Raw genomic sequence first — 23,861 nt, 5'->3', positions numbered from 1 at the left:
CTGCGCATTCCCTCCCTTGCACACCGTCCGCCTCCCCCCCTTGTGCACGGCCCGCGGCCGCAGCCGGAGCTGATCCATGGGTGCACACAGGCGGAAGTGCGACTGGTGCGGCAGCGGTACGCCCATCGTCAGGGACATGGACCCGGTCAACCCGGACTACCAGTACTGGTGCGAGGAATGCGCGCGGGCGCTGGTCATAAAGGGTGACCCCATCGAGACCTACCGGGAGCTGGAAGGGGAGCCGATCTACGGCCGTCTGCTGGAGGAGCACTGCACGCTCAAGCGCTTCTACTCCTTCGCCACCGCCTGACCGGGCGCCGTCGGGGAGACGGAATCGGGCAGACCGGAAACGATTTGGTGGACGGCCGGGAAGACCGGTAATGTTCTCGATGTCGCCGCGGGAGACCGGGCGGCGCAACGCGGGGCTATAGCTCAGTTGGTAGAGCGCCTGCATGGCATGCAGGAGGTCAGGAGTTCAATTCTCCTTAGCTCCACAGTGAAGATCAAGCGGCGGGCCATTCGATTCGGATGGCCCGCCGCTCGTTTATGTACACATCGACTCTCGTATGTGCACACGCCGGCCATTGCGGCCGCCCAGGGCCCTCCCGGCCGTTCCGCCGTACGTTTCGCGTCCCGCTCCGTCCAAGGACCGGCGGCGCCCGGGTGGCGGCCCGGCCTGTGCGGTACCCTGACGCCATGCGTGCCGTACGCCTTCTGCTTAGCGAGCCGCGCTGATCACTCCCGACCGGTGAGAATGCCTGGTCGGCATCGGCGCGGCGTCCCCTCCTGTGCGAGGGGATTTTTCGTTTCCGTAGACGCGTGTCCGTAGACGTGGGCGCCGGCAGATGACGATCGATGGAGCTTTGAGGATCATGAGCGAGACGAATTCCGCAGCCGACGTTGCTGCGCCGCACCGCTATACGGCAGCGATGGCCGCCGACATCGAGGCACGCTGGCAGGACTTCTGGGACGCCGAGGGCACCTACGCGGCACCCAACCCGACCGGCGACCTGGCGGACAACCCGGAGCTGGCCGCCAAGCCGAAGAAATTCATCATGGACATGTTCCCGTACCCCTCGGGTGCGGGCCTGCACGTCGGCCACCCGCTGGGCTACATCGCCACCGATGTAGCCGCCCGGCACCTGCGGATGACCGGCCACAACGTCCTGCACACCCTGGGCTTCGACGCCTTCGGCCTGCCCGCGGAGCAGTACGCCGTACAGACCGGCACCCACCCGCGGCTGTCCACCGAGGCCAACATCGAGAACATGACGGCGCAGCTGCGCCGGCTGGGCCTGGGCCACGACAAGCGCCGTTCGTTCGCCACGATCGAGTCCGAGTACTACAAGTGGACCCAGTGGATCTTCCTGCAGATCTTCAACTCCTGGTACGACTCCGAGGCGGACCGCGCCCGGCCGATCGCCGAGCTGGTCGCCCAGTTCGAGAGCGGTGAGCGCCCGACCCCGGACGGCCGGGACTGGAGCGCCCTGAGCGCGGCCGAGCGTGCCGACGTGCTGAGCGGCCACCGCCTGGCCTACGCCTCCGACGCGCCGGTCAACTGGTCGCCGGGCCTGGGCACCGTCCTGGCCAACGAGGAGGTCACGGCCGACGGACGCTCCGAGCGCGGCAACTTCCCCGTCTTCAAGGCGAAGCTGCGCCAGTGGAACATGCGCATCACCGCCTACGCCGACCGGCTGCTGAACGACCTGGACGGGCTGGACTGGCCCGAGGCCATCAAGCTGCAGCAGCGCAACTGGATCGGCCGCTCCGAGGGTGCGCGTGTCGACTTCCCGGTCGACGGAGCCGGCAGCATCACCGTCTTCACCACGCGCCAGGACACCCTGTTCGGTGCCACCTACATGGTGCTGGCGCCCGAACACGAGCTGGTCGAGCGGATCATCCCGGCTGCCTGGCCCGAGGGCACCCACCCGGTCTGGACCGGCGGACACGCCTCCCCGGCCGAGGCCGTCACCGCGTACCGCAAGCAGGCCGCCGCCAAGTCCGACGTGGAGCGACAGGCCGAGGCCAAGGACAAGACCGGTGTCTTCACCGGCGCGTACGCCACCAACCCCGTCAACGGCGAGCGGGTCCCGGTCTTCATCGCCGACTACGTGCTGATGGGTTACGGCACCGGCGCGATCATGGCCGTACCGGCGCACGACGCGCGTGACTTCGCCTTCGCGCGCGCCTTCGAGCTGCCGATGCGCTGCGTCGTCCAGCCGTCCGACGACCGAGGCACGGACGCCTCGACGTGGGAGGACGCCTTCGGCTCGTACGAGGCGAAGCTGGTCAACTCCGCCAACGACGAGATTTCGCTGGACGGCCTGGGCGTCGTCGACGCCAAGGCCCGGATCACCGAGTGGCTGACGTCGCACGGAGTCGGCGAGGGCACGGTCAACTTCCGGCTGCGCGACTGGCTGTTCAGCCGCCAGCGCTACTGGGGCGAGCCCTTCCCGATCGTGTACGACGAGGAGGGCATCGCCCACCCGCTGCCCGAGTCGATGCTGCCCCTGGAGCTGCCGGAGGTCGACGACTACTCGCCGCGCACCTTCGACCCGGACGACGCCGACACCCAGCCCGAGACCCCGCTGTCCCGCAACGCCGACTGGGTCAACGTCACGCTGGACCTGGGCGACGGCGCCGGCCCGCGAAAGTACCGCCGCGAGACCAACACCATGCCCAACTGGGCCGGCTCCTGCTGGTACGAGCTGCGCTACCTGGACCCGAACAACGCCGACAAGCTGGTCGACCCGGCGATCGAGCAGTACTGGATGGGCCCGCGCGAGGGACAGCCCACCGGCGGTGTCGACCTGTACGTGGGCGGCGCGGAGCACGCGGTGCTGCACCTGCTGTACGCCCGGTTCTGGTCCAAGGTGCTGCACGACCTGGGACACATCTCCTCAGCCGAGCCGTTCCACAAGCTGTACAACCAGGGCATGATCCAGGCGTTCGTCTACCGGGACAGCCGCGGCATCGCGGTCCCGGCGGCCGAGGTCGAGGAGCGCGACGGGGCGTACTACTACCAGGGCGAGAAGGTCAGCCGAGTCCTGGGCAAGATGGGCAAGTCCCTGAAGAACGCCGTGACGCCCGACGAGATCTGCGGCGAGTACGGTGCGGACACCCTGCGGCTGTACGAGATGGCCATGGGCCCGCTGGACGTGTCGCGCCCCTGGGACACGCGGGCGGTCGTCGGCCAGTACCGGCTGCTGCAGCGGCTGTGGCGCAATGTCGTCGACGAGGAGAGCGGCGAGGTCACCGTCGTCGACACCGAGCCCGGCGAGGACACGCTGCGCGCGCTGCACAAGGCGATCGACGGTGTCGGCGGGGACATGGCAGGGATGCGCTTCAACACGGCCATCGCCAAGGTCACCGAGCTGAACAACCACCTGACCAAGGCGGGCGGCCCGCTGCCGCGCTCCGTCGCGGAGCCGCTGGTGCTGCTGGTGGCCCCGCTGGCGCCGCACATCGCCGAGGAGCTGTGGCGCCGTCTGGGCCACCAGGGATCGGTCGTGCACCAGGACTTCCCGGTGGCCGACCCGGCGTACGTCATCGACGAGACCGTGACCTGCGTGGTGCAGATCAAGGGCAAGGTCAGGGCGCGCCTGGAAATCTCCCCGTCGATCACGGACACGGAGCTGGAGGCGCTGGCACTGGCCGACCCGGCCGTCGTCGCCGCGCTGGGCGGGGCGGGCATCCGCAAGGTGATCGTCCGGGCGCCGAAGCTGGTGAACATCGTTCCGGCGTAGCAGCTGCGGGCGGTGGGCCAGGTGTGAGGGCTTTCCCCTACGGGCAGGTTGGGGGTTCCGATGGAACCCGCGACCTGCCCGGTCCGTTTACGGTGGAGGGGCCGGTACATACGTGTCGGCAGCCGTCACACCACCCGAGGAGCGCTCATGGAAGCCGTGATCCTGATCCTGGGGCTGCTCGTCGTCGCGTTCATGGTCCTGGGCGTCTATGTGAGCGTCAAGGTCATCGGGGCGGCCAAGCGTGGCGTGGACCGTACGATCTCGCAGGCGCGCCGCACGGTCGAGGACACCACCCTGCGGGCGAAGAGCTACGGACAGGTGGGCGTCGCCGGGGAGCTCGCACAGCTGCGCCTCTCGCTGCGCACCTCGATGCGGGCGACGCAGGACGCGTTGCAGGCGGGCGTGAGCGAGGACGCCTCGCTCTCCGAGTCGCTGGGTCTGTTCCAGCGGCTGAGTAAGCACGGCCGTGAGCTGGACGACGAGCTGAAGAGCCTGGAGCGCGAGCCCGACAAGGCGACGGTGACCTCGTTGCTGCCGGGTCTGAAGGAGCGCACCGGCCAGATCACGCGCTCCGCGGAGTCGCTGCGCTGGGCTGCGCGGGACCGGGCACGGCAGTTCGCCGGCGACGATCTGGCGGCGCTGAACGTACAGATCGACGTGGAGGCCGGTGCACTGCGGCACTGGACGACGGAGGAGCCGGTGGAGGGTTCCCGGCCCGACGGACCGGCCGAGCAGGGGCGGGTCCCGGGCCGGGCCGAGTCCGCCGGACCGACGAGCGGACCGGCCGGGCGGCAGGGACACGGGCAGGGGCCGGGGGACGACGGGATCGCGCAGGCCATCACGGCCGCCGGTCCGCGGCGGGAGACCGGGTACCCGTGGCAGAAGACGGCGCGGCCCGAGACCACGAACTGACCCGACCCCACGAACCGTCCCGACCCCATGAACTGTCCCGAGACCACGAACTGTCCCGACCCCACGAACTGAAGAAGCGTCCGTCATCCGTCCCGGATCGCAGCGTGAAATCGCGTGACTGAATCCCTGCGGTGGGTGGCCGGAGTGGGTGGTGTCCACGGGGGGCCGGCGGTGTGGGCGGAGGCGCCGGATGACCAGGCGTGGCAGGATGCGGCTCGAAGCGACCGGAACTGATCATTCGGTCGGGGTCGGACTGCCGAGCCACCGCCCCGGAAGGTAACCTCCCGCTCATGTCCCGCCATGTCGCGATCGTCACCGATTCAACGGCCTACCTGCCGCCCCAGGCGATGGAACGGCATGGCATCACCGCAGTGCCGCTGACCGTCGTCCTCGGTGATCAGGCGCTGGAGGAGGGCACCGAGATCTCGGCCCGCTCCCTTGCGCTGGCGCTACAGAAGCGCCGCCCCGTGACGACCTCCCGGCCCAGCCCCGAGGTGTTCGCCGCCGCCTACCGCGCGGCCGCCGACGCCGGGGCGAGCGGCATCGTCTCGCTGCACCTGTCCGCGGAGTTCTCCGGTACGTACGACGCCGCGCTGCTCGCGGCGAAGGAGGCGCCGGTGCCGGTGCGGGTGATGGACACGGGGATGGTCGCCATGGCCCTCGGGTTCTGCGCCCTGGCAGCGGCGGAGACCGTGGAGGCCGGCGGCAGTCTGGACGACGCGGTGGCTGCCGCCGAGAAGCGTGCGGCGGCCACGTCCGCGTACTTCTACGTCGACACCCTGGACTACCTGCGGCGCGGAGGCCGGATCGGTGCCGCACAGGCGCTGCTGGGCTCGGCCCTCGCTGTGAAACCGCTGCTTCAGCTGGACGGCGGCCGCATCGAGCCGCTGGAGAAGGTGCGGACGGCCTCGAAGGCCATCGCCCGGCTGGAGGAGATCGTTGCCGAGAGGGCGGGCAGCGGGCCGGTGGACATCGCGGTGCATCACCTGGCAGCCCCGGAACGGGCCGAGCGGCTCGCTGAGCGGCTGCGCGAGCGGGTTCCGGGGCTCGTCGATCTGCATGTCAGCGAGGTGGGCGCGGTGATCGGCGCGCATACCGGCCCGGGGCTGCTGGGAGCAGTGGTTTCGCCGCGTTGACTTCACCGCCCGGAGTGGTGGAGTTATCCACAACGGACGGGTTTTCCACCGGAATCGGGCGTGCTCAGCGGGTTCCGGCGGAGATGTCTAGCGTCGTGAGGCATGGCTTCCCGATCACATCGCGCACCCAGTGCACCCAGCCGGTCCGGCGGACGCAGCGGACCCGGCGCACTCAACGGACCCGGCGGACCAAGCGGCGGGATCGGCCGTTCCGGCCCCTTCGGCAGGAGTGGCGCAGGACCCGGCAGCGGGCCGGGCCGCGGTCCCGCGTCGGACGGGCGAGCCCGGAGCGGGGCAGGCGGCGTCCGCCGACGGCGGCACGCTCCGGGCCGCGCCGCCGCTGCCGCGGCCTCGCGCAGTCGCGCCGATGCGCTGATGGCGGGCGGATACGGAGGGCGCGTGGCTCGGCACGCTGTGGGGATGGCCGCGGGGCCACCCCTGATCGCCCCGGTCGTGGGCCCGACGCCTGCTGTGGCCGGGCCATCGGGTGTGCGGCCTTCTGTACCCTCTGCGGGTGGTTCGCCGCCGCCGGTTGCTTCTGCTTCTTCCCCTGCCCTCGCCCCTGCCCCTGCCCTTGCTCCTGAGTCCGGTGTACCAACCGCGACTGAGGTATCGCCCGCCCCGGCACCGCATACGGCACCCGAGGGGCGGTGGGCGGCGCGGGTGGTTCCCGCGCTGCGGGAGCGACTTCCGATGTGGGTGCAGCTCAGATGCGGTCTGGAGCCAAAAGCCCTTGCCGCACTCGCCGTTGTCCTGGTGGCGGCGGCTGTCTTCGCTGCGATGCACTTCTGGTCCGCCCGTCCCGGGGGCGTCCGGGCCCCCGACCGCGTCAGCGAGGCGGGCAGCGCACCTGTGCCGCAGGGAGGTCCGGCGCCGAGGACCGATGGGACCGACGGGGCCGCTGTGCCCGGCCCGTCCCCCGGGACGCCGCCCGCCGCCGGGGGACCGGGCGTGCGGATCGTGGTGGATGTGAGCGGGAAGGTGCGGCTGCCCGGGATCCACCGGCTGCCCTCAGGCGCCCGCGTCGCCGACGCGCTGCAGGCGGCGGGCGGGGTCCGGCCCGGCGTGGATCTCGACGGTCTCAACCGGGCCCGGGTGCTCGTGGACGGCGAACAGATCATGGTGGGCGCACCGCCCGGCCCGGCCGCCGCAGACGGTACGGGAGGGGGCGGGACGGGCGCGGCCGGCACGGGCGGAGCCACCTCCGGACCGGTGAGCCTCAACAGCGGCACCGTCGAACAGTTCGACACCCTGCCCGGGGTGGGCCCCGTCCTCGCCCAGCACATCGTCGACTACCGCACCCAGCACGGCGGATTCCGGTCCGTCGACGAGCTCCGCGAGGTCAACGGGATCGGCGACCGCCGCTTCGCCGACCTGCAGCCACTGGTGCGACCGTGAGCGCCGCGGACGTTCACACGGCGTCGGGCCGACGGCTCGGCGTCTCCGACCCGCGGCAGGAGGGCCCGCTCGATCTGCGACTGGTTCCGCCCGCCCTGGCCGCCTGGGCCGGTGCCGCGTCGGCCGTGGGGATGCCCGGGCGATGGGCGGCGGTGGGGGTGGTGCTCTGTCTCGGGACGGCCATGGTCCTCCTGGCCGTGCCGGGATTCCCACCGCCGCGTCCCGTACACGCTGCACACGGCGCACGCGCTGTCCGTGCCGCACTCGCTGCCGGTACCGCACTCGCCACCCGTCCCGTACCGGTCGGCAGCGGGGACAGCGCGGGCGACGGACGACGGAGACTGCGCACCACGGCCGCCGCGGCGGCGCTGCTCTGCGCGGCGGCGGGGGTGGCGTCGGCGGGGTTGCACAGAGCCGAAGCACGGCAGGGACCGGTGCCGGGACTGGCCCGGCAGTTCGCGAGGATCGAGGGGGAGATCACCCTCACCTCCGATGCACGGCAGACCTCCCCCGGCGTGCGCGGCGATCACAGCACACCCGTCTCCCTCCTCCTGGACGCCGAGATCACCCGGCTGACGTGGCCCGACGGCACGGCTGCCCGGCTGCGTACGCCGGTACTGCTCATCGTCACACCGGGCGGTACGGCGGGGCAGTGGCAGCATCTGCTGCCCTCGACCCGGTTACGCATCGGCGGGCGGCTGGCGCCGCCCCTGCACGGCGGGGAACGCGCCGTCGCCGTGCTCCGGCCCGATGGCAAGGGCCCGCCCCGCATCACCGGCCCGCCCACGCTCCTCCAGCGGACGGCGGGCGGGCTGCGCGCCGGACTGCGGACGGCGACCGAGGGCCTCGGCCCCGATGCGCGGGCGCTCCTGCCCGGACTGGTCGTCGGGGACACCACCCGGGTCACGCCGGAACTGCACGATGCGTTCAGGGCAACCGACCTCACCCACCTGATGGCGGTCTCGGGTGCCAACCTGGCGATCCTGCTCGCCCTGCTGATCGGACCGCCGGGCAGCGCCTTGCGTGTCGAACGCGGGGGGCTGGCACCCGGGCTGGGTATCTCGCTGCGGATGACGGCCCTGCTCGGCGGTGGGCTCACGCTCGCCTTCGTCATCGTGTGCAGGCCCGAGCCGAGTGTGCTGCGTGCCGCGGCCTGCGGCCTGATCACACTCCTGGCCATCGGCACCGGCCGGCGCAGGACACTGATCCCCGCGCTCGCCGCTGCCGTACTGCTGCTGGTGCTCTACGATCCCTGGCTGGCGCGCAGTTACGGATTCGTCCTGTCGGTCCTGGCCACCGGGGCGCTCCTGACCATTGCCCCGCGGTGGAGTGACGCGCTGCAACGGCGCAGGGTGCCGTCGAGGCTCGCCGAGGCGCTGGCAGCGGCGGCGGCCGCGCAGGCGGTGTGCTCGCCCGTTGTGGTGCTGCTGGCCTCCCGGGTGAGCCTGGTGGCGGTCCCGTGCAATTTGCTGGCCGAGTTCGCGGTGGCGCCGGCCACGGTTCTCGGGTTCGCCGCGCTGGCCGTGGCGCCGGTGGCCATACCGGTGGCCGGACTGCTCGCGCGGGTGGCGGGGTGGCCGGCCGGGTGGATCGCCTCCGTGGCCCGGACCGGGGCGGCCTTGCCCGGTGCGGAGATCGACTGGCCGGACGGCCGGACGGGGGCGCTGCTGCTGGCCGCGCTGACCGGGCTTGTGGTGCTGTTCGCCCGGCGGATCGGACGTCATCCCTGGGTGTGTTCGGCCGCGGCGCTCCTGCTGGTGCTCGCGGTGCTGCGCCCGGTTCCGCTGACCCGGGCGCTGACCGGATGGCCGCCGCCCGGCTGGGCGTTCGCGATGTGCGACGTCGGTCAGGGCGATGCCCTGGTGCTCGCGGCAGGCCCTGGATCGGGCGTGGTCGTCGACACCGGGCCGGACCCCCGGCCGGTCGACCGGTGCCTGCGCGACCTGGGGATCACCCGGGTCCCGTTGCTGCTGCTCACGCACTTCCATGCCGACCATGTCCGGGGCCTGCCCGGCGTAGTACGGGGCAGAGCGGTGGGGGCGATCCAGACGACGGGCCTGGACGAGCCTCCGGAACAGGTCGCGTTCGTGACGAGGACGGCTGCGGCGGCCCGTATCCCCGTGACGCGAGCCGTTCCCGGTGAGCGCAGACGGATCGGCGGGCTCGACTGGCAGGTGCTGTGGCCGATGGGCGGTGCGTCGGCGGGCCCTGCGGCCGGGCCCGTACCGCAGGAGCCGAACGATGCCAGCGTCACTCTGTTCGTACGGGCCGGCGGGCTGACCCTGCTGCTGCCGGGCGACCTCGAACCTCCGGCCCAGCAGGCCCTTTTGCGCAGCTACCCGGCCCTGCCCAGGGTCGATGTGCTCAAGGTCCCCCATCACGGCTCCGCGTATCAGGACCCCGCGCTGCTGCGCACAGCGCACCCGAGATTCGCCCTGGTGAGCGTGGGCCGGGACAACCCGTACGGTCATCCGGCCGCCCGCACGGTCGAGGCACTCCGGGCCGGGGGAGCGACGGTGCTCCGGACCGATCGCGACGGTGCGATCGCGGTGACGGGAACCGGGCCGGGGCTGCGCGCGGTGGGCCGGTCGTGAGCGTGCGCTCAGTCCAGCCACCGGCCTTCGGTCATCAGCTCACGGCCGGCCAGCTCGTTCTCCTCCCGCCACGCCTTGACCGCGTACGGAGTGAAACGCAGGTACACCCAGGCGGAGCGGCCCCGCAGATCCCAGTGGAGCTTCGCGGCGAAGGCGTCGCCCGAATCCGTGGCGAGGTCCGACCCCTCGACCACCTCGGCCGTCGCCTCGATGAGGACCACATCGCGGGTGTGGCCCACGGCGATCCTGGCGTGCCCGGACGGTGTCACGTTGACCGCGGTGGGATTGGTGCGGCGGGTGGCCATCAGCAGCGTTCCCCGGTGCCACACGAACGACAGCGGCACCAGCGTCGGAACCCCGTCGGCCGAGGCGGTCGACACCCAGGCGTCTTTGTCGTTCTCCAGATGATCGAGCACATCCTGCTTGCGCTGCTCCCGGCTGCGGGCGGGCTCCTGATTCGTCATGCCCCGCAGGTTAGTGAGTGGGCGTGGCTGCGCACCTCCGCCGACGGTCCTAGGACCACCGGCTCATGGCGGGGTGCGGCGCCCCGGGACAGACTGCCGGAATGGACCCTCGACTGCCGCAGACCGTTGACTCGTACCTGGCACGCATCGGCGCCATCCGGCCCGTCCGGCCCGACGCCGCGGCACTGCGCGAGCTGCAACTGCGTCACCTCACCGCCGTGCCCTTCGAGAACCTCTCGATCCATCTCGGAGAGGACATCGTGCTGGAGGAGAGCGCGCTTCTCGACAAGGTCGTGGTGGGCCGCCGCGGCGGTTTCTGCTACGAACTCAACGGGGCCTTCGCCGTGCTGCTGCGGGAGCTGGGCTTCCAGGTCACGCTGCTCCAGGCAAGGGTCCACGGCGACGAAGGGAAGCTCGGCATTCCGTACGACCACATGGCACTCCGGGTGGTGGCGGACGACGGCACCGGTCCGTGGCTCGCCGATGTCGGCTTCGGCGACCACGCCCAGCATCCGCTCGTACTCGAGGACCGTACGGATCAGGAGGATCCGCGCGGCACCTTCCGGATCAGGCAGGCCCCCGCCGCTGGTGGCGACGACTACGGGGATCTCGATGTGCTGCGGGACGGGGCGCCGCAGTTCCGGCTGGATCCACGCCCCCGGGTGCTCGCGGACTTCCGGGCCGGGGCCTGGTATCACCGCACCTCGCCCGATTCCGGCTTCACCCGGTCCACTGTCTGCTCACGCTTCACCGCCGCCGGCCGGATCACACTCAGTGGCCGGAAGCTCGTCACGACGGTGGGCGCCGAGCGCCACGAGACACCGCTGGGAAGCGACGACGAGGTGCTCGCCGCCTACCGCGAGCACTTCGGCTTGCGCCTCGACCGGCTTCCCACCGTCCGTGGGGACGGTCCTTCTGCCCCGAATGAGTGACACGCACAAACGGAGTGATCAATTCGGACCTTCGGTAACACCTCTACCCAAGCCCCTGCGAGGTGCTCTGTTTGCCTCGAACGCCACAAGGGTGATCGAATGCATGCTCGTCGGCGGGCCGCTGCTCCGACAACGAAGTCCAGCCACCCGGCCCGAAGGTGAATGCGCCCCCGGGAGTACGTGAAGATGTTCGGCCGCTGGCTCGGAAACAAGGGAGCGACGGGTGCTGCGCGCGGCAACGCCCTCGCCGGACTCGCCGTACCGGACTCCGCGGGTGTCCTCAGCTGCCGGGTGCTCGACCCGGTCAACGAGCCTGTGCGGCACGCCGAGTTCGTGGTGACGGACGCCTCGGGACGCAAGATCGTCAGCGGTGAGACGGACCCGTACGGCAGTGTTCTCGCCACGGTCCCGGCGGGGGAGTACCGGCTGGCCATCACGGCCGAGGGCTTCACCCCCTTCCACGGCCCTGCCTCGGTCGCCGAGGGCGAGAACGCGGGTCTGGGCGATGTACCGCTCCAGGTCTCCGTACCTCCGCAGCTGCCCGACCCGGGCGAGTGGGAGATCGAACCGATGCACTCGCAGATCGGCTTCACGGCACGGCACATCGGGATGGCCCGGATCCACGGCCGGTTCAATACCTTCGCGGGTGCGGTGCGGATCGCGGACCGCATGGAGAACTCGGCCATGCACGTGATCATCGACGCCTCGTCGATCGACACGAACGTCCAGATGCGCGACGACCACCTGCGCTCAGGGGACTTCCTCGACGTCGGCCGCTATCCGACGCTGGAGTTCTACAGCGACCGCTTCGTCCACCGGGGCGGCACCCGTTGGGGAGTGAGCGGCGCGCTGACCCTGCACGGTGTGAGCCGTACGGTCACGCTGGACACCCATTACCTCGGCCTCGGCAACGGCCTCGAAGGCGAGACGCGGGCGGCCTGCCGGGCCACCACCGAGCTGCACCGCGAGGACTTCACCCTCACCTGGCAGACCATGCTGGCCCGCGGGATCGCCGCCGTCGGCTCCAGCATCTCCATCGACATGGACATCCAGATCGTCCCGAAGGGCTGATCCCGGAGAGGGCCCACGGCGCCGCGGGGCCTCGGGGGACCCGGTCGCTACGGCGCCTCCAGCCAGCCCTCGTACTCCGCGGCGAACGTGTCCAGCGCCACCGAGTCCAGCCGCCCGTCCGGGTCCTCGACGACCACCAGCCACTGGGCGTCATCGGCGTCGTCCTCGCCGGCCAGTGCGTCGCGTACGAGCTGCGGCTCCTCGGTGACCCCGAACCGGTCGGCCAGCTCGCCCGCCACCTCCTGCGCCGTGTCACGGTCGGGCAGCACCAGCACATGTCTCACATCGCTCACCCGGCCATTCTCCGGTACGGGCCGAGGCGCCCGGACAGCGGCCGGCCCGGTTGTCAGTGGCGCGTGGGATGCTGGACGGCGATGGCCACCAGAAGGAATTCCACCGACGACCCGCTCGCCCCGCTCACGCTCGCCGTGGGCCAGGAGGACCTGCTCCTGGACCGCGCCGTGCAGCAGGTGGTGGCGGCGGCCCGCGCCTCCGACGCCGACACGGACGTCCGTGACCTCACATCCGACCAGCTCCAGCCGGGCACGCTCGCCGAGCTGACGAGCCCGTCGCTCTTCGCCGAGCGCAAGGTGGTGATCGTGCGCGGTGCACAGGACCTCTCCGCCGACACGGTCAAGGACGTGAAGAAGTACCTCGACGATCCGGTCGAGGAGATCACCCTCGTACTGCTGCACGCGGGCGGTGCCAAGGGCAAGGGGCTGCTGGACGCGGCGCGCAAGGCGGGAGCGCGGGAGGTGGCCTGCCCGAAGACCACCAAGCCGGCTGAGCGGCTGTCCTTCGTGCGGGGTGAGTTCCGGGCGCTGGGCCGCTCGGCGACGCCCGAGGCGTGCCAGTCGCTGGTCGACTCCATCGGCAGTGATCTGCGGGAGCTGGCGAGTGCGGTGTCGCAGCTCGTCGCGGACGTCGAGGGCACGATCGACGAGGCGGTCGTCGGGCGCTACTACACGGGGCGCGCGGAGGCCTCCAGCTTCACGGTCGCCGACCGGGCGGTCGAGGGGCGGGCTGCGGAGGCGCTGGAAGCGTTGCGCTGGTCGCTGTCGACCGGGGTGGCGGCCGTCCTGATCACCAGCGCGCTCGCGCAGGGCGTGCGGGCGATCGGGAAGCTGTCGTCGGCGCGAGGGGGGCGGCCGGCGGACCTCGCCCGTGAGCTGGGCATGCCGCCGTGGAAGATCGACCGGGTGCGTCAGCAGATGCGGGGGTGGACGCCGGCGGGTGTCTCCGCGGCCCTGCAGGCCGTGGCCGCTGCGGATGCCGGGGTGAAGGGCGGGGGAGACGATCCTGCGTATGCGCTGGAGAAGGCCGTGGTGGCGGTGGCGCGGGCTGCGCGGGCGGGGCGGTAGCGGTGGCCCTGGGCGGGTGGTCCCGTCGGCGCCGGGTGCGTCCGGCTGCCGGCGCCGCGTTGTCCTCAGTCGCCGGACGGGCTTGAACCTGCGGTTCGTGCGTCCTCAATCGCCGGACGGGCTTGATTTGGCCGGACTCGGTTGTGAAGTGAAGTGTGCCGGGACCCCGGTGTGAAACGTGGGCGGGGCGTCGTCAATCGCCGGACGGGCTTGATTTGGCCGGACCCGGTTGTGAAGTGAAGTGTGCCGGACCGGTTGTGAAGTGCGCGCGCATGACGAAGGCCCCGGTCGTCTCCCTGGGGAGGGGAACGAGCGGGGCCTTCGGTCTGTGCTTGGTGCGCCGCACCCGCGTGGCGAACGCAGGTTCGGTGTGCGGCGCGGGGTGCCGGTCAGGAGCGGGAGAGAGGGCCCGCTGAGTCCGTTCCGGCGATCACATCGGGCTCAGCCCTGGAGGGTGGCAGCCTTGGAGGCCAGCGCCGACTTCTTGTTGGCGGCGGCGTTCTTGTGGATGACACCCTTCGAGACAGCCTTGTCGAGCGCACGGGACGCGTCGCGAACGGCCAGGTTGGCCTTCTCGACGTCTCCCGCAACGACGGCCTCGCGGGCCTTGCGGATCGCGGTCTTGATCGACGACTTGACGGCCTTGTTGCGCAGGCGCGCCTTCTCGTTGGTCTTGTTCCGCTTGATCTGGGACTTGATGTTCGCCACGAAAGAGCCTTTTCAGGTTCGTTGGATCTTCGATGTGCGCCTTGCGGCCGGAGGGCCACGAGGCACAGCTGTCCACGGTACCAGCCGCGCTCCGACCGGCCCAAACCGGTCTCCGCTCCGCAGGCGTGGGACGATGGGAGCTACGTACAGATCCGACCGACCCGACATCGACCCGAGACACGGCGTTCGGCGTCTCAAGAATCAGGACCCTGCGTGCCCGCGACTCCTCTCCACGTGCCCGAGCCGAGCCGTACCGACCCGGCGCTGATCCGCAACTTCTGCATCATCGCGCACATCGACCACGGCAAGTCGACCCTTGCCGACCGGATGCTCCAGCTGACCGGTGTGGTCGACCAGCGGCAGATGCGCGCTCAGTACCTCGACCGGATGGACATCGAGCGCGAGCGTGGCATCACCATCAAGTCCCAGGCCGTACGGCTGCCCTGGGCGCCCACCGTCGGCGAGGACCAGGGCAGCACCCACGTCCTCAACATGATCGACACCCCGGGGCACGTCGACTTCACCTATGAGGTCTCCCGGTCGCTCGCCGCCTGTGAGGGCACGATCCTGCTGGTCGACGCCGCGCAGGGCATCGAGGCCCAGACCCTGGCCAACCTCTACCTGGCGATGGAGAACGACCTCACCATCGTCCCGGTGCTCAACAAGATCGACCTGCCGGCCGCGCAGCCCGAGAAGTTCTCCGAGGAGCTGGCCAACCTCATCGGCTGCCAGCCCGAGGATGTCCTCAAGGTCTCCGCGAAGACCGGTATCGGCGTGGACGCGCTGCTGAACCGGGTCGTCAGGGATGTTCCGGCGCCCGTCGGCAAGGCCGACGCCCCGGCCCGCGCGATGATCTTCGACTCGGTCTACGACTCGTACCGGGGCGTCGTCACGTACGTCCGTGTCGTCGACGGCTCGCTGAACAAGCGCGAGCGGATCCGGATGATGTCCACCGGGGCCACCCACGAGCTGCTGGAGATCGGTGTCTCCTCCCCGGAGATGACGCCGTCCGACGGCATCGGCGTGGGCGAGGTCGGCTACATCATCACCGGTGTGAAGGACGTCCGGCAGTCCAAGGTCGGTGACACGATCACCTCCCTGAACAAGGGGGCGACCGAGGCGCTCGGCGGCTACAAGGACCCCAAGCCGATGGTGTTCTCGGGTCTGTACCCGCTGGACGGATCGGACTACCCGGACCTGCGCGAGGCCCTCGACAAGCTCCAGCTGAACGATGCCGCCCTGGTGTACGAGCCGGAGACCTCCGCCGCGCTGGGCTTCGGCTTCCGTGTCGGCTTCCTCGGTCTGCTCCACCTCGACGTGGTCCGTGAGCGGCTGGAGCGCGAGTTCGGCCTCGACCTCATCGCCACCGCGCCCAACGTGGTCTACCGGGTGGACATGGAGGACGGGACCGAGCACACCGTCACCAACCCGAGTGAATTCCCCGAGGGTAAGATCGACAAGGTGCACGAGCCGGTCGTCCGGGCCACGGTCCTGGCGCCCAGCGAGTTCATCGGCGCGATCATGGAGCTCTGCCAGCAGCGCCGCGGCACCCTCCTCGGCATGGACTACCTCTCCGAGGACCGGGTCGAGATCCGCTACACCCTGCCGCTCGCCGAGATCGTCTTCGACTTCTTCGACCAGCTGAAGTCCAAGACCCGCGGCTACGCCTCGCTCGACTACGAGCCCACCGGCGAGCAGTCCGCCGAGCTCGTCAAGGTCGACATCCTGCTGCACGGCGACAAGGTCGACGCGTTCTCCGCCGTCACGCACAAGGACAAGGCGTACGCGTACGGCGTCCGGCTCGTCGCCAAGCTGCAGAAGCTCATCCCGCGGCAGAACTTCGAGGTGCCGATCCAGGCGGCCATCGGCTCCCGGGTCATCGCCCGTGAGACCGTCCGCGCCATCCGGAAGGACGTCCTCGCCAAGTGCTACGGCGGTGACATCTCCCGTAAGCGGAAGCTGCTGGAGAAGCAGAAGGAGGGCAAGAAGCGGATGAAGATGGTCGGCAACGTGGAGGTGCCGCAGGACGCGTTCATCTCCGTTCTGTCGACCGACGAGTCCGCCGGGGACAGCAAGGCCAAGAAGTGACCCGTCACCGCGCCCGCCGACCCTACTGATCGGTAGACCCATGGGCCCCCGCATCGCAGAAGGCTGCGGCGCGGGGGCCTGTTCGTTATGAAGCGGGGTTCGATTGCCCCTTACGCGGCGGACGCGGGCGCTCTACCCTGATCACGACTTCGTAGTTACTCATGAGTTAAACAAGCAGGATCAAGCACCAGCACATACGCGGAGAGCAAGCCGCAAACCAGCAGCCGGTCGTGAAGCACTGCCGCAGGCCCGGAGGATGTCGTGAGCGACGCACAGACCATGATCGAGAACCGTCCGCCCTCCGTGGCGACCCTCTTCGTCGACCGGGTGGCCGCCACCCCGGACGCGGAGGCCTACCGCTATCCCGTCCCCGCGGCCGACGGCCCCGACGAGTGGAAGTCGCTCAGCTGGGCGCAGGCCGCCGAGCGGGTGTACGCCATCGCGGCCGGGCTGATCGCTCTGGGGGTGCAGCCCGAGGAGCGCGTCGCGCTCGCAGCCAGTACCCGGGTGGAGTGGATCCTCGTCGACCTCGGCGTCATGTGCGCGGGCGCCGCGACCACCACGATCTACCCCTCGACCAACACGGAGGAGTCGGCGTTCATCCTCTCCGACTCCGACAGCCGGGTGCTGATCGCCGAGGACGCCGGACAGCTGGCCAAGGCGCGCGAGCGCCGCGCCGAGCTGCCGAACCTCGCCCATGTCGTCGTCATCGACGCCGAGGGTGCCGGACCTGCCGAGGGTGACCCCGAGGGCTGGGTCCTCACGCTGGCCGACCTGGAGGCCCTGGGCAACGAGCACCTGGTGAAGAACTCGGCCGCGGTCACCGAGCGGGTCGACGCGATCACCTCCGAGCAGCTGGCGACCCTCATCTACACCTCCGGCACCACCGGCCGCCCCAAGGGCGTACGGCTGCCGCACGACAACTGGTCGTACATGGCCAGGGCCACCGTCTCCACCGGTCTGATCACCAAGGACGACGTTCAGTACCTCTGGCTGCCGCTCGCGCACGTCTTCGGCAAGGTCCTCACCTCCGGTCAGATCGAGGTCGGACACGTCACCGCCGTCGACGGCCGGGTCGACAAGATCATCGAGAACCTGCCGGTCGTCCAGCCCACGTACATGGCGGCCGTCCCCCGTATCTTCGAGAAGGTCTACAACGGCGTCGCGGCCAAGGCGCGGGCCGGCGGCGCGGCCAAGTACAAGATCTTCCAGTGGGCGGCCGAGGTCGCCCGCGAGTACGCGAAGGTCTCCCAGGACAACTTCCGGCGCACCGGCACCGCCTCCGTGCCCTTCGCGCTCGGTGCCAAGCACAAGGTCGCCGACACCCTCGTCTTCGCGAAGATCCGCGAGGCCTTCGGCGGCCGGCTCCGTGCCTGCGTCTCCGGTTCCGCTGCCCTCGCCCCCGACATCGGCCTCTTCTTCGCAGGCGCCGGGATCCACATCCTGGAGGGCTACGGCCTCACCGAGTCCAGCGCCGCCTCCTTCGTCAACCCGGGCGAGGCCTACCGCACCGGCACGGTCGGCAAGCCGCTCCCCGGAACCGAGGTACGGATCGCGGACGACGGCGAGATCATGCTGCGCGGCCCCGGCATCATGCAGGGCTACCAGGGCCTCCCGGAGAAGACCGCCGAGGTGCTGGAGGCCGACGGCTGGTTCCACACCGGCGACATCGGCGAGCTGTCCGTGGACGGCTATCTGCGGATCACCGACCGCAAGAAGGACCTGATCAAGACGTCGGGCGGCAAGTACATCGCCCCGGCCGAGGTCGAGGGCCAGTTCAAGGCGGTGTGTCCGTTCGTCTCCAACATCCTGGTGCACGGCGCGGACCGTAACTTCTGCACCGCGCTGATCGCCCTCGACGAGCCGACCATCCTCGGCTGGGCCGCCGAGAACGGGATGGAGGGCAAGTCGTACGCGGACGTCGTGGCCTCCCCGCAGACGGTCGAGCTCATCGACGGCTATGTGAAGCGGCTCAACGAGGGACTGCAGCGCTGGCAGACCATCAAGAAGTTCCGGCTGCTCCCGCGCGACCTCGACATCGAGCACGGCGAGGTGACGCCCAGCCTCAAGCTGAAGCGGCCCGTCGTCGAGCGTGCCTACAAGAACCTGATCGAGGACATGTACGCGGGCTCCCGCGAGGCCTGACGAAGGCGAGGGCCTGGCCGGCGGAGCCCGGTCGGGCAGGCCCTGACCGCCCGGCCCCGGCCCGGCCGCGCTCGTGATCAATGGACCCGGGTGTCGGTGCCGCCCCGCCCCTCGGCCGCACTCCCGGCGTCGTATCCGGCTCCACTCTCCGCTCACTTCTCCGCTCACTTCGGTAACTCGACGCGTATGCGCTGGGCCGATCTGTCACTCTGTCCCTGTCGTCAGCGGCGCAAGTGCGGGAAACAGGCAGAGCGAGAACAGGTCAGGAGCCGCCCTGTGGGGTCCATTCCCTTGCAGCGGGACATCGTGCAGCGTCCCGGAAGCAGTGCCGTGTCCACGGGCGGTCAGCCGGTCGCCCGCACGAGCCTGCCCGGGAACCTGCTCGCGCCCGCCGCGGCGCGGCGGTTCGTCGAGGCCGCGCTCGCCGAGTGGAGCGGGCTCGGGCTGCCCGCCGCCGTGGGGTTCAGCGAGCGGCTGTCCGACGACGCGGCGGTCATCGTCAGCGAGCTGGTCACCAACGCCGTCGTGCACGCCGGGACCAACGTCGAACTGCTCTTCCGGCTGGAGGAGGCGACCGAGGACGAGGCCTCCGCACTGGTACTGGAGGTCTCCGACCACCATCCGGCCCGCGCCGTGCGCAGCGACGGCAGAGAACCCGGCGCCGGGTCCGACAGCGCGGCCGCCCCGGAGCAGCTCGCCGAGTACGGGCGTGGACTGGAGCTGGTCGCCACCCTCGCCGAACGCTGGGGCATCACCTACCGCACAGGCCTCAAGACCGTCTGGGCCCGGCTCCCCGTCGACGACTGGAACCCCTTCGCGGAGGCCCGCACGGAGCCCGGTTTCCAGGATGGGCTGCGCGCCGCCGAACTGCTGGCTCCCACCGCCCGGCGAGCCCTGCGGGACGACGCGGACTGGGCCGGACGCGGCGCGCTCTCGTTCCTCGCCGAGGCCTCCGACCTGCTGGCCGGACAGCTCGACGAGGACATCGTGGCCGCGCTCGCCGGACAGTTACTCGTCCCCAGGCTCGCCGACTGGTGCGCGATCTGGCTGGAGCCGGAGAGCGGCGGCCGGGCGGCCGTCCCGCGCCTCGCCAAGGTCTGGCACATTGACGAGAACCGCACGGACCCGCTGCGTGCGGTGCTGGAGGGGGACCCGCTCCGGCTCCCCGAACGGGTCGGCACCGGCCCCGTCTCGATTCCGTGGCCCGAGAGCCGGGAGGACGGCGAGAAGCCGGACGGAAGCGAGGGCGTCGCGCTCGCCTACCGGATCACATCGGGCGGCCGCACCCTGGGCGCCGTACTCGTCGGCCGCGAGGGCATCGCCCGCGTCCCCGACGAGGTGACCGCCCTGGTCGAGGACTTCGTGCGCCGGGTCGGCCTCGCCGTGGGCGCGGCCCGCGCGTACACCCGGCAGGCCACCATCAGCCGCATCCTGCAGCGCGGGCTGCTGCCCAGCAAGGTCGCCGACATACCGGGCGTCGCCAGCTCACTCGTGTACGAGCCCAGCGACGACGGAGTGGTCGGCGGTGACTTCTACGACATCTTCCCCTGCCCCGGAGACCGCTGGTGCTTCGTCCTCGGCGACGTCCAGGGCAGTGGCCCCGAGGCCGCCGTCGTCACCGGCCTCGCCCGCCCCTGGCTGCGGCTGCTGGCCCGTGAGGGCTTCCAGGTGGGCGAGGTGCTGGTCCGGCTGAACCGGCTGCTCCTCGACGACGCGATGGAGGCCGCGGAGGCGGCCGCGCTGATGGTCGCCGCGGCGGGCGGCCAGCAGTCGGCGGAGAGCGGCCCACGGTTCCTCTCGCTGCTGTACGGGGAGCTCGTACCACTGCCCGGCGGCGGTGCGCGCTGCACCCTGGCGAGCGCGGGCCACCCGCTGCCGTTGCTGCTGCGCCCCGACGGCACGGTCCGTCCGGCCGCCGAACCGCAGCTGCTGCTCGGTGTGGTCGACGACGCCGAGTACGTGAGCCAGAGCTTCGACCTGGCGCCGGGCGACAGCCTGCTGTGCGTCACCGACGGGGTGACGGAGCGGCGCTCCGGGCCGGTGATGTTCGACGACGGGGACGGCCTTTCGCAGGCGCTGGCCGGCTGCACCGGGCTGAGCGCGGACGGCATCGCGGACCGCATCAAGCACGCCGTGCACGCCTTCGCCGAACGCCCGCCGGACGACGACCTGGCGCTGCTGGTGCTGCAGGCCCTGTAGGGCGTGCCCGCGGGCGTGAACCGCGGTGGCGTCCGGTTGCCGGGCGGCGCGCGACAATGGACGGTATGCCTTCCGTACTGCCCGATGGTGAGCCCGTGCCCGACGACGGGGCGCTGCCCCGCCATGCCCTGGAAGGCGCCGCCGGCCGGCCGCTCGGCTTCTACCTGCATGTGCCGTACTGCGCGACCCGCTGCGGCTACTGCGACTTCAACACCTATACCGCGACCGAGCTGCGCGGCTCCGGCGGGGCACTGGCCTCCCGGGACAACTACGCTTCCCATCTGATCGGCGAGGTCCGCCAGGCCCGCAAGGTCCTGGGCGACGACCCCCGGCCGGTCCGCACGGTCTTCGTCGGCGGCGGTACGCCGACGCTGCTGGCCGCCGCCGACCTGGTCTCCATGCTGGGAGCGATCCGGGAGGAGTTCGGGCTCGCGGACGACGCCGAGATCACCACCGAGGCCAACCCGGAGTCGGTCGGCCCGGCCTACCTGGCCGAGCTGCGCGAGGGCGGCTTCAACCGGATCTCCTTCGGGATGCAGAGCGCCCGGCAGCACGTACTGAAGATCCTCGACCGCACGCACACCCCCGGCCGGCCCGAGGCCTGTGTCGCCGAGGCGCGTGCGGCCGGTTTCGACCACGTCAACCTCGACCTGATCTACGGCACCCCCGGCGAGTCCGACGACGACTGGCGGGCCTCGCTCGACGCGGCGATCGGCGCCGGTCCCGACCATGTGTCGGCGTACGCGCTGATCGTCGAGGAGGGCACCCAGCTGGCCCGCCGCATCAAGCGCGGCGAGATCCCGATGACGGACGACGACGCGCACGCCGACCGTTATCTCATCGCGGACGAGGCGATGGCCGCAGCGGGCTTCTCCTGGTACGAGGTGTCGAACTGGTCCCGGACGCCCGAGGGCCGCTGCCTGCACAACGAGCTGTACTGGCGCGGGGCGGACTGGTGGGGCGCCGGACCGGGCGCGCACAGCCACGTCGGCGGCGTGCGCTGGTGGAACGTGAAGCACCCGGGGGCTTACGCGCAAGCGTTGGCCGAGGGGCGCTCGCCCGGGGCGGGACGCGAGATCCTCTCCGCGGAGGACCGCCGCGTCGAGCGCATCCTGCTGGAGCTGCGGCTCTCCGACGGCTGCCCGCTGTCGCTGCTTGCCCCGGCGGGGCTGGCGGCGGCGGGGCGGGCCGTGTCCGACGGGCTGCTGGAGCCGGGTCCCTTCGGGGACGGACGGGCCGTACTGACCCTGCGGGGGCGGCTGCTGGCCGATGCCGTGGTGCGGGATCTGGTGGACTGAGTGGTTGCGCGCTGCCGCCGCGGGGCGGGGCGGGGCCGCGTGGCGGGGTGCGCCTGCGGCGGGCCTGTTCCCCTACCCGCCCCTTCCCGTAACCGGGGCTCCGCCCCGGACCCCGCTCCTCAAACGCCGGAGGGGCTGGAGTGGGGGCTGAGGTGTCATACGTCGGTGGGCGGTGCCGTGACGAAGTCGATCAGTTCTTCCACCCGGCCCAGCAGCGCCGGTTCCAGGTCGCGGTAGGAACGTACGGTCGACAGGATGCGCTGCCAGGCCGCCCCCGTGTTCTCCTCCCACCCCAGCGAACGGCACACGCCCGTCTTCCAGTCCTGGCCGCGCGGTACGGCCGGCCAGCCGGCGATCCCCACGGACGACGGCTTCACGGCCTCCCACACGTCGATGTACGGATGGCCGGCCACCAGGACGTTCCCGTCCGAGATCTGCGCCGCGATACGTGACTCCTTGGAACCCGGCACCAGATGGTCGACCAGCACCCCGAGGCGGGCGTCCGGGCCCGGGGAGAACTCGCGCACGATCGCCGGGAGGTCGTCGATGCCCTCCAGGTACTCGACGACCACACCCTCGATCCTGAGGTCGTCGCCCCAGACCCGCTCGACCAGCTCCGCGTCGTGCCGGCCCTCCACGTAGATCCGCCCGGCCCGCGCCACCCGCGCCCGCGCGCCCGGGACCGCCACCGAGCCGGAGGCGGTGCGGGCGGGCCGGACAAGGCCGCCGGCCGACGGGCGTACGAGCGTCACCACCCGGCCCTCCAGCAGGAAGCCGCGCGGCTCCATCGGGAAGACCCGGTGCTTGCCGAACCGGTCCTCCAGGGTCACCGTCGGGCCCGCGGCCGTCTTCTCGCAGCGGATCACCGCACCGCAGAAGCCGGTGGTGACCTCCTCCACGACCAGGTCCGGATCGGCGGGCACCTCGGGGGCGGGGGCGGACTTCTTCCACGGTGGGGTCAGGTCCGGCTGATAGCTGCGCATCGGATGACGATAAGGCGCGAGCGGCCTACGACACGCCGAACCCGGCGGCCAGCTGATCGCGCTGCGCCCGGACGAACGCCGCGTCCACCACCGCCCCGTGCCCCGGCACGTACAGCGCGTCCTCGCCGCCCAGCTCCAGCAGCCGGTCCAGTGCCGCCGGCCAGCGGGCAGGGAACGCGTCCGGGCCCGCCTGCGGCTCACCGGACTCCTCGACCAGGTCGCCGCAGAACACGATCGTGGGCGAGCCGGAGGTGCCGGGGACCAGCACCGCCAGATCGTGGCCGCTGTGCGCCGGACCCGCGTTCACGAGCAGCACCTCGCGCCCGCCGCCCAGATCGAGCGTCCACTCGGCGGTCACCTCGTGGTGGGGTGTCACCAGCACAGCGGCGGACTCGGCCGCGTCCTGCTCGGGGAGTCCCTGCCGCACCGCGTCGGCGTGCAGCTCGTCCGCCCCGTGCCGCAACAGATCCGCCATGCCCCCCGCGCCGTACACCCGCGCCCCCGCGAAGGCCGCCGTGCCCAGCACGTGGTCGAAGTGGGGGTGGCTGAGTGCGATATGCGTCACCCTCCGGCCCAGCAGTGCCCGCACCTGACCGCGCACCTCCACCGCTTCGCGGAGTGACGATCCGGTGTCGCAGAGCAGCACTCCGTCCGCCCCGGCCACCAGTACGACCGTTGCGTCCCACACCGGAAGCCGTCGCCGGCCGACACCGTCACCCAACCGCTCCCAGCCGAACTCTTCCCATGTGGCGTCCATGCGGCGACGCTATCGGCAACGACCTGCGCAGTCTCGGGGTAGCGTGGCCGGTCGCCCTTGCTAGGGGGC

Annotated in this window: 18 protein-coding genes and 1 tRNA gene; 14 read left to right on the top strand and 5 right to left on the bottom strand. The window is 71.3% G+C overall.

Annotated elements, in window-relative coordinates; translation table 11 throughout:
• Nucleotides 1-76 precede the first annotated feature (76 nt).
• The 7 genes from ACFVW8_RS13545 to ACFVW8_RS13515 all read left to right on the top strand — a co-directional run bounded on the left by ACFVW8_RS13545 (nt 77) and on the right by ACFVW8_RS13515 (nt 9,786).
• The gene (locus ACFVW8_RS13545; RefSeq protein ID WP_024494568.1) at nt 77-310 is read left to right on the top strand and encodes a hypothetical protein; all 234 of its coding nucleotides are present in this window, start codon (nt 77-79) and stop codon (nt 308-310) included.
• 111 nt (nt 311-421) lie between these two features.
• Nucleotides 422-494: transfer RNA gene (locus ACFVW8_RS13540), tRNA-Ala, on the top strand.
• Nucleotides 495-872: 378 nt separating this feature from the next.
• A complete protein-coding gene (gene leuS, locus ACFVW8_RS13535) occupies nt 873-3,746 on the top strand; it encodes a leucine--tRNA ligase (RefSeq protein ID WP_389689328.1) in 2,874 nt (957 codons plus the stop codon).
• Between the two features lie 147 nt (nt 3,747-3,893).
• Nucleotides 3,894-4,658 (top strand): hypothetical protein, encoded by a 765-nt coding sequence (locus tag ACFVW8_RS13530; RefSeq protein ID WP_389689326.1) that lies wholly within the window; start codon nt 3,894-3,896, stop codon nt 4,656-4,658.
• Between the two features lie 290 nt (nt 4,659-4,948).
• Nucleotides 4,949-5,794: a DegV family protein gene (locus tag ACFVW8_RS13525; RefSeq protein ID WP_389689324.1), complete on the top strand. Its 846-nt coding sequence runs from the start codon at nt 4,949-4,951 to the stop codon at nt 5,792-5,794.
• A 969-nt stretch (nt 5,795-6,763) separates the two neighbouring features.
• A complete protein-coding gene (locus ACFVW8_RS13520) occupies nt 6,764-7,192 on the top strand; it encodes a helix-hairpin-helix domain-containing protein (RefSeq protein WP_389689322.1) in 429 nt (142 codons plus the stop codon).
• Nucleotides 7,189-9,786 (top strand): ComEC/Rec2 family competence protein, encoded by a 2,598-nt coding sequence (locus ACFVW8_RS13515; protein ID WP_389689320.1) that lies wholly within the window; start codon nt 7,189-7,191, stop codon nt 9,784-9,786. The genes ACFVW8_RS13520 and ACFVW8_RS13515 overlap by 4 nt, the downstream gene beginning before the upstream one ends.
• An 8-nt stretch (nt 9,787-9,794) precedes the next feature.
• Here the strand turns inward: ACFVW8_RS13515 and ACFVW8_RS13510 are convergent, their stop codons facing one another.
• Complete coding sequence (locus ACFVW8_RS13510) at nt 9,795-10,250, bottom strand: pyridoxamine 5'-phosphate oxidase family protein (RefSeq protein ID WP_389689318.1); 456 nt, start codon at nt 10,248-10,250, stop codon at nt 9,795-9,797.
• Nucleotides 10,251-10,351: 101 nt separating this feature from the next.
• On the opposite strand from ACFVW8_RS13510, the gene ACFVW8_RS13505 reads away from it, so the two are divergent.
• Nucleotides 10,352-11,182: an arylamine N-acetyltransferase gene (locus ACFVW8_RS13505; RefSeq protein ID WP_389689316.1), complete on the top strand. Its 831-nt coding sequence runs from the start codon at nt 10,352-10,354 to the stop codon at nt 11,180-11,182.
• A 186-nt stretch (nt 11,183-11,368) separates the two neighbouring features.
• On the top strand, nt 11,369-12,253 hold the full coding sequence (locus ACFVW8_RS13500; RefSeq protein ID WP_389689365.1) for a YceI family protein: 885 nt from the start codon (nt 11,369-11,371) through the stop codon (nt 12,251-12,253).
• Nucleotides 12,254-12,300: 47 nt separating this feature from the next.
• Here the strand turns inward: ACFVW8_RS13500 and ACFVW8_RS13495 are convergent, their stop codons facing one another.
• Nucleotides 12,301-12,546: a hypothetical protein gene (locus tag ACFVW8_RS13495; protein WP_389689314.1), complete on the bottom strand. Its 246-nt coding sequence runs from the start codon at nt 12,544-12,546 to the stop codon at nt 12,301-12,303.
• An 81-nt stretch (nt 12,547-12,627) separates the two neighbouring features.
• On the opposite strand from ACFVW8_RS13495, the gene holA reads away from it, so the two are divergent.
• Nucleotides 12,628-13,614, top strand: coding sequence for a DNA polymerase III subunit delta (gene holA / locus ACFVW8_RS13490; RefSeq protein WP_389689312.1), 987 nt, complete (start codon nt 12,628-12,630; stop codon nt 13,612-13,614).
• Between the two features lie 441 nt (nt 13,615-14,055).
• On the opposite strand, the gene rpsT is transcribed toward holA, so the two are convergent.
• Nucleotides 14,056-14,322: a 30S ribosomal protein S20 gene (gene rpsT, locus ACFVW8_RS13485; RefSeq protein WP_389689310.1), complete on the bottom strand. Its 267-nt coding sequence runs from the start codon at nt 14,320-14,322 to the stop codon at nt 14,056-14,058.
• 213 nt (nt 14,323-14,535) lie between these two features.
• Between rpsT and lepA the strand changes: the two genes are divergently transcribed.
• The 4 genes from lepA (at nt 14,536) to hemW (ending at nt 22,052) form a co-directional block, all read left to right on the top strand.
• A complete protein-coding gene (lepA, locus tag ACFVW8_RS13480; protein WP_389689308.1) occupies nt 14,536-16,410 on the top strand; it encodes a translation elongation factor 4 in 1,875 nt (624 codons plus the stop codon).
• Between the two features lie 261 nt (nt 16,411-16,671).
• Nucleotides 16,672-18,555 carry an AMP-dependent synthetase/ligase gene (locus ACFVW8_RS13475; protein ID WP_389689306.1) on the top strand — a complete coding sequence of 628 codons (1,884 nt, stop codon included), beginning with the start codon at nt 16,672-16,674 and terminating at the stop codon, nt 18,553-18,555.
• A 291-nt stretch (nt 18,556-18,846) separates the two neighbouring features.
• The gene (locus tag ACFVW8_RS13470) at nt 18,847-20,754 is read left to right on the top strand and encodes a SpoIIE family protein phosphatase (RefSeq protein ID WP_389689363.1); all 1,908 of its coding nucleotides are present in this window, start codon (nt 18,847-18,849) and stop codon (nt 20,752-20,754) included.
• A 56-nt stretch (nt 20,755-20,810) separates the two neighbouring features.
• Nucleotides 20,811-22,052 carry a radical SAM family heme chaperone HemW gene (gene hemW, locus ACFVW8_RS13465; RefSeq protein WP_389689304.1) on the top strand — a complete coding sequence of 414 codons (1,242 nt, stop codon included), beginning with the start codon at nt 20,811-20,813 and terminating at the stop codon, nt 22,050-22,052.
• A 155-nt stretch (nt 22,053-22,207) separates the two neighbouring features.
• Here hemW and ACFVW8_RS13460 read toward each other — a convergent pair whose 3' ends face one another.
• Nucleotides 22,208-23,035: a DUF3097 domain-containing protein gene (locus ACFVW8_RS13460; RefSeq protein ID WP_389689302.1), complete on the bottom strand. Its 828-nt coding sequence runs from the start codon at nt 23,033-23,035 to the stop codon at nt 22,208-22,210.
• 25 nt (nt 23,036-23,060) lie between these two features.
• Nucleotides 23,061-23,792, bottom strand: coding sequence for an MBL fold metallo-hydrolase (locus ACFVW8_RS13455; protein ID WP_389689300.1), 732 nt, complete (start codon nt 23,790-23,792; stop codon nt 23,061-23,063).
• Nucleotides 23,793-23,861 lie beyond the last annotated feature (69 nt).

It is taken from the genome of Streptomyces sp. NPDC058221 (genome assembly GCF_042882365.1).
Lineage (GTDB): Bacteria > Actinomycetota > Actinomycetes > Streptomycetales > Streptomycetaceae > Streptomyces.
Note: the sequence above shows the minus strand (reverse complement) of the source record. Positions and strands in the feature narration are given on the sequence as shown.

What these genes read in the sequence shown, in the direction of transcription:
- ACFVW8_RS13545 (WP_024494568.1), top strand. Translation starts at nt 77, where the DNA reads ATGGGTGCACACAGGCGGAAGTGCGACTGGTGCGGCAGCGGTACGCCC.
- leuS (WP_389689328.1), top strand. Translation starts at nt 873, where the DNA reads ATGAGCGAGACGAATTCCGCAGCCGACGTTGCTGCGCCGCACCGCTAT.
- ACFVW8_RS13530 (WP_389689326.1), top strand. Translation starts at nt 3,894, where the DNA reads ATGGAAGCCGTGATCCTGATCCTGGGGCTGCTCGTCGTCGCGTTCATG.
- ACFVW8_RS13525 (WP_389689324.1), top strand. Translation starts at nt 4,949, where the DNA reads ATGTCCCGCCATGTCGCGATCGTCACCGATTCAACGGCCTACCTGCCG.
- ACFVW8_RS13510 (WP_389689318.1), bottom strand. Translation starts at nt 10,250, where the DNA reads ATGACGAATCAGGAGCCCGCCCGCAGCCGGGAGCAGCGCAAGCAGGAT.
- ACFVW8_RS13505 (WP_389689316.1), top strand. Translation starts at nt 10,352, where the DNA reads ATGGACCCTCGACTGCCGCAGACCGTTGACTCGTACCTGGCACGCATC.
- ACFVW8_RS13500 (WP_389689365.1), top strand. Translation starts at nt 11,369, where the DNA reads ATGTTCGGCCGCTGGCTCGGAAACAAGGGAGCGACGGGTGCTGCGCGC.
- holA (WP_389689312.1), top strand. Translation starts at nt 12,628, where the DNA reads ATGGCCACCAGAAGGAATTCCACCGACGACCCGCTCGCCCCGCTCACG.
- hemW (WP_389689304.1), top strand. Translation starts at nt 20,811, where the DNA reads ATGGACGGTATGCCTTCCGTACTGCCCGATGGTGAGCCCGTGCCCGAC.
- ACFVW8_RS13460 (WP_389689302.1), bottom strand. Translation starts at nt 23,035, where the DNA reads ATGCGCAGCTATCAGCCGGACCTGACCCCACCGTGGAAGAAGTCCGCC.
- ACFVW8_RS13455 (WP_389689300.1), bottom strand. Translation starts at nt 23,792, where the DNA reads ATGGACGCCACATGGGAAGAGTTCGGCTGGGAGCGGTTGGGTGACGGT.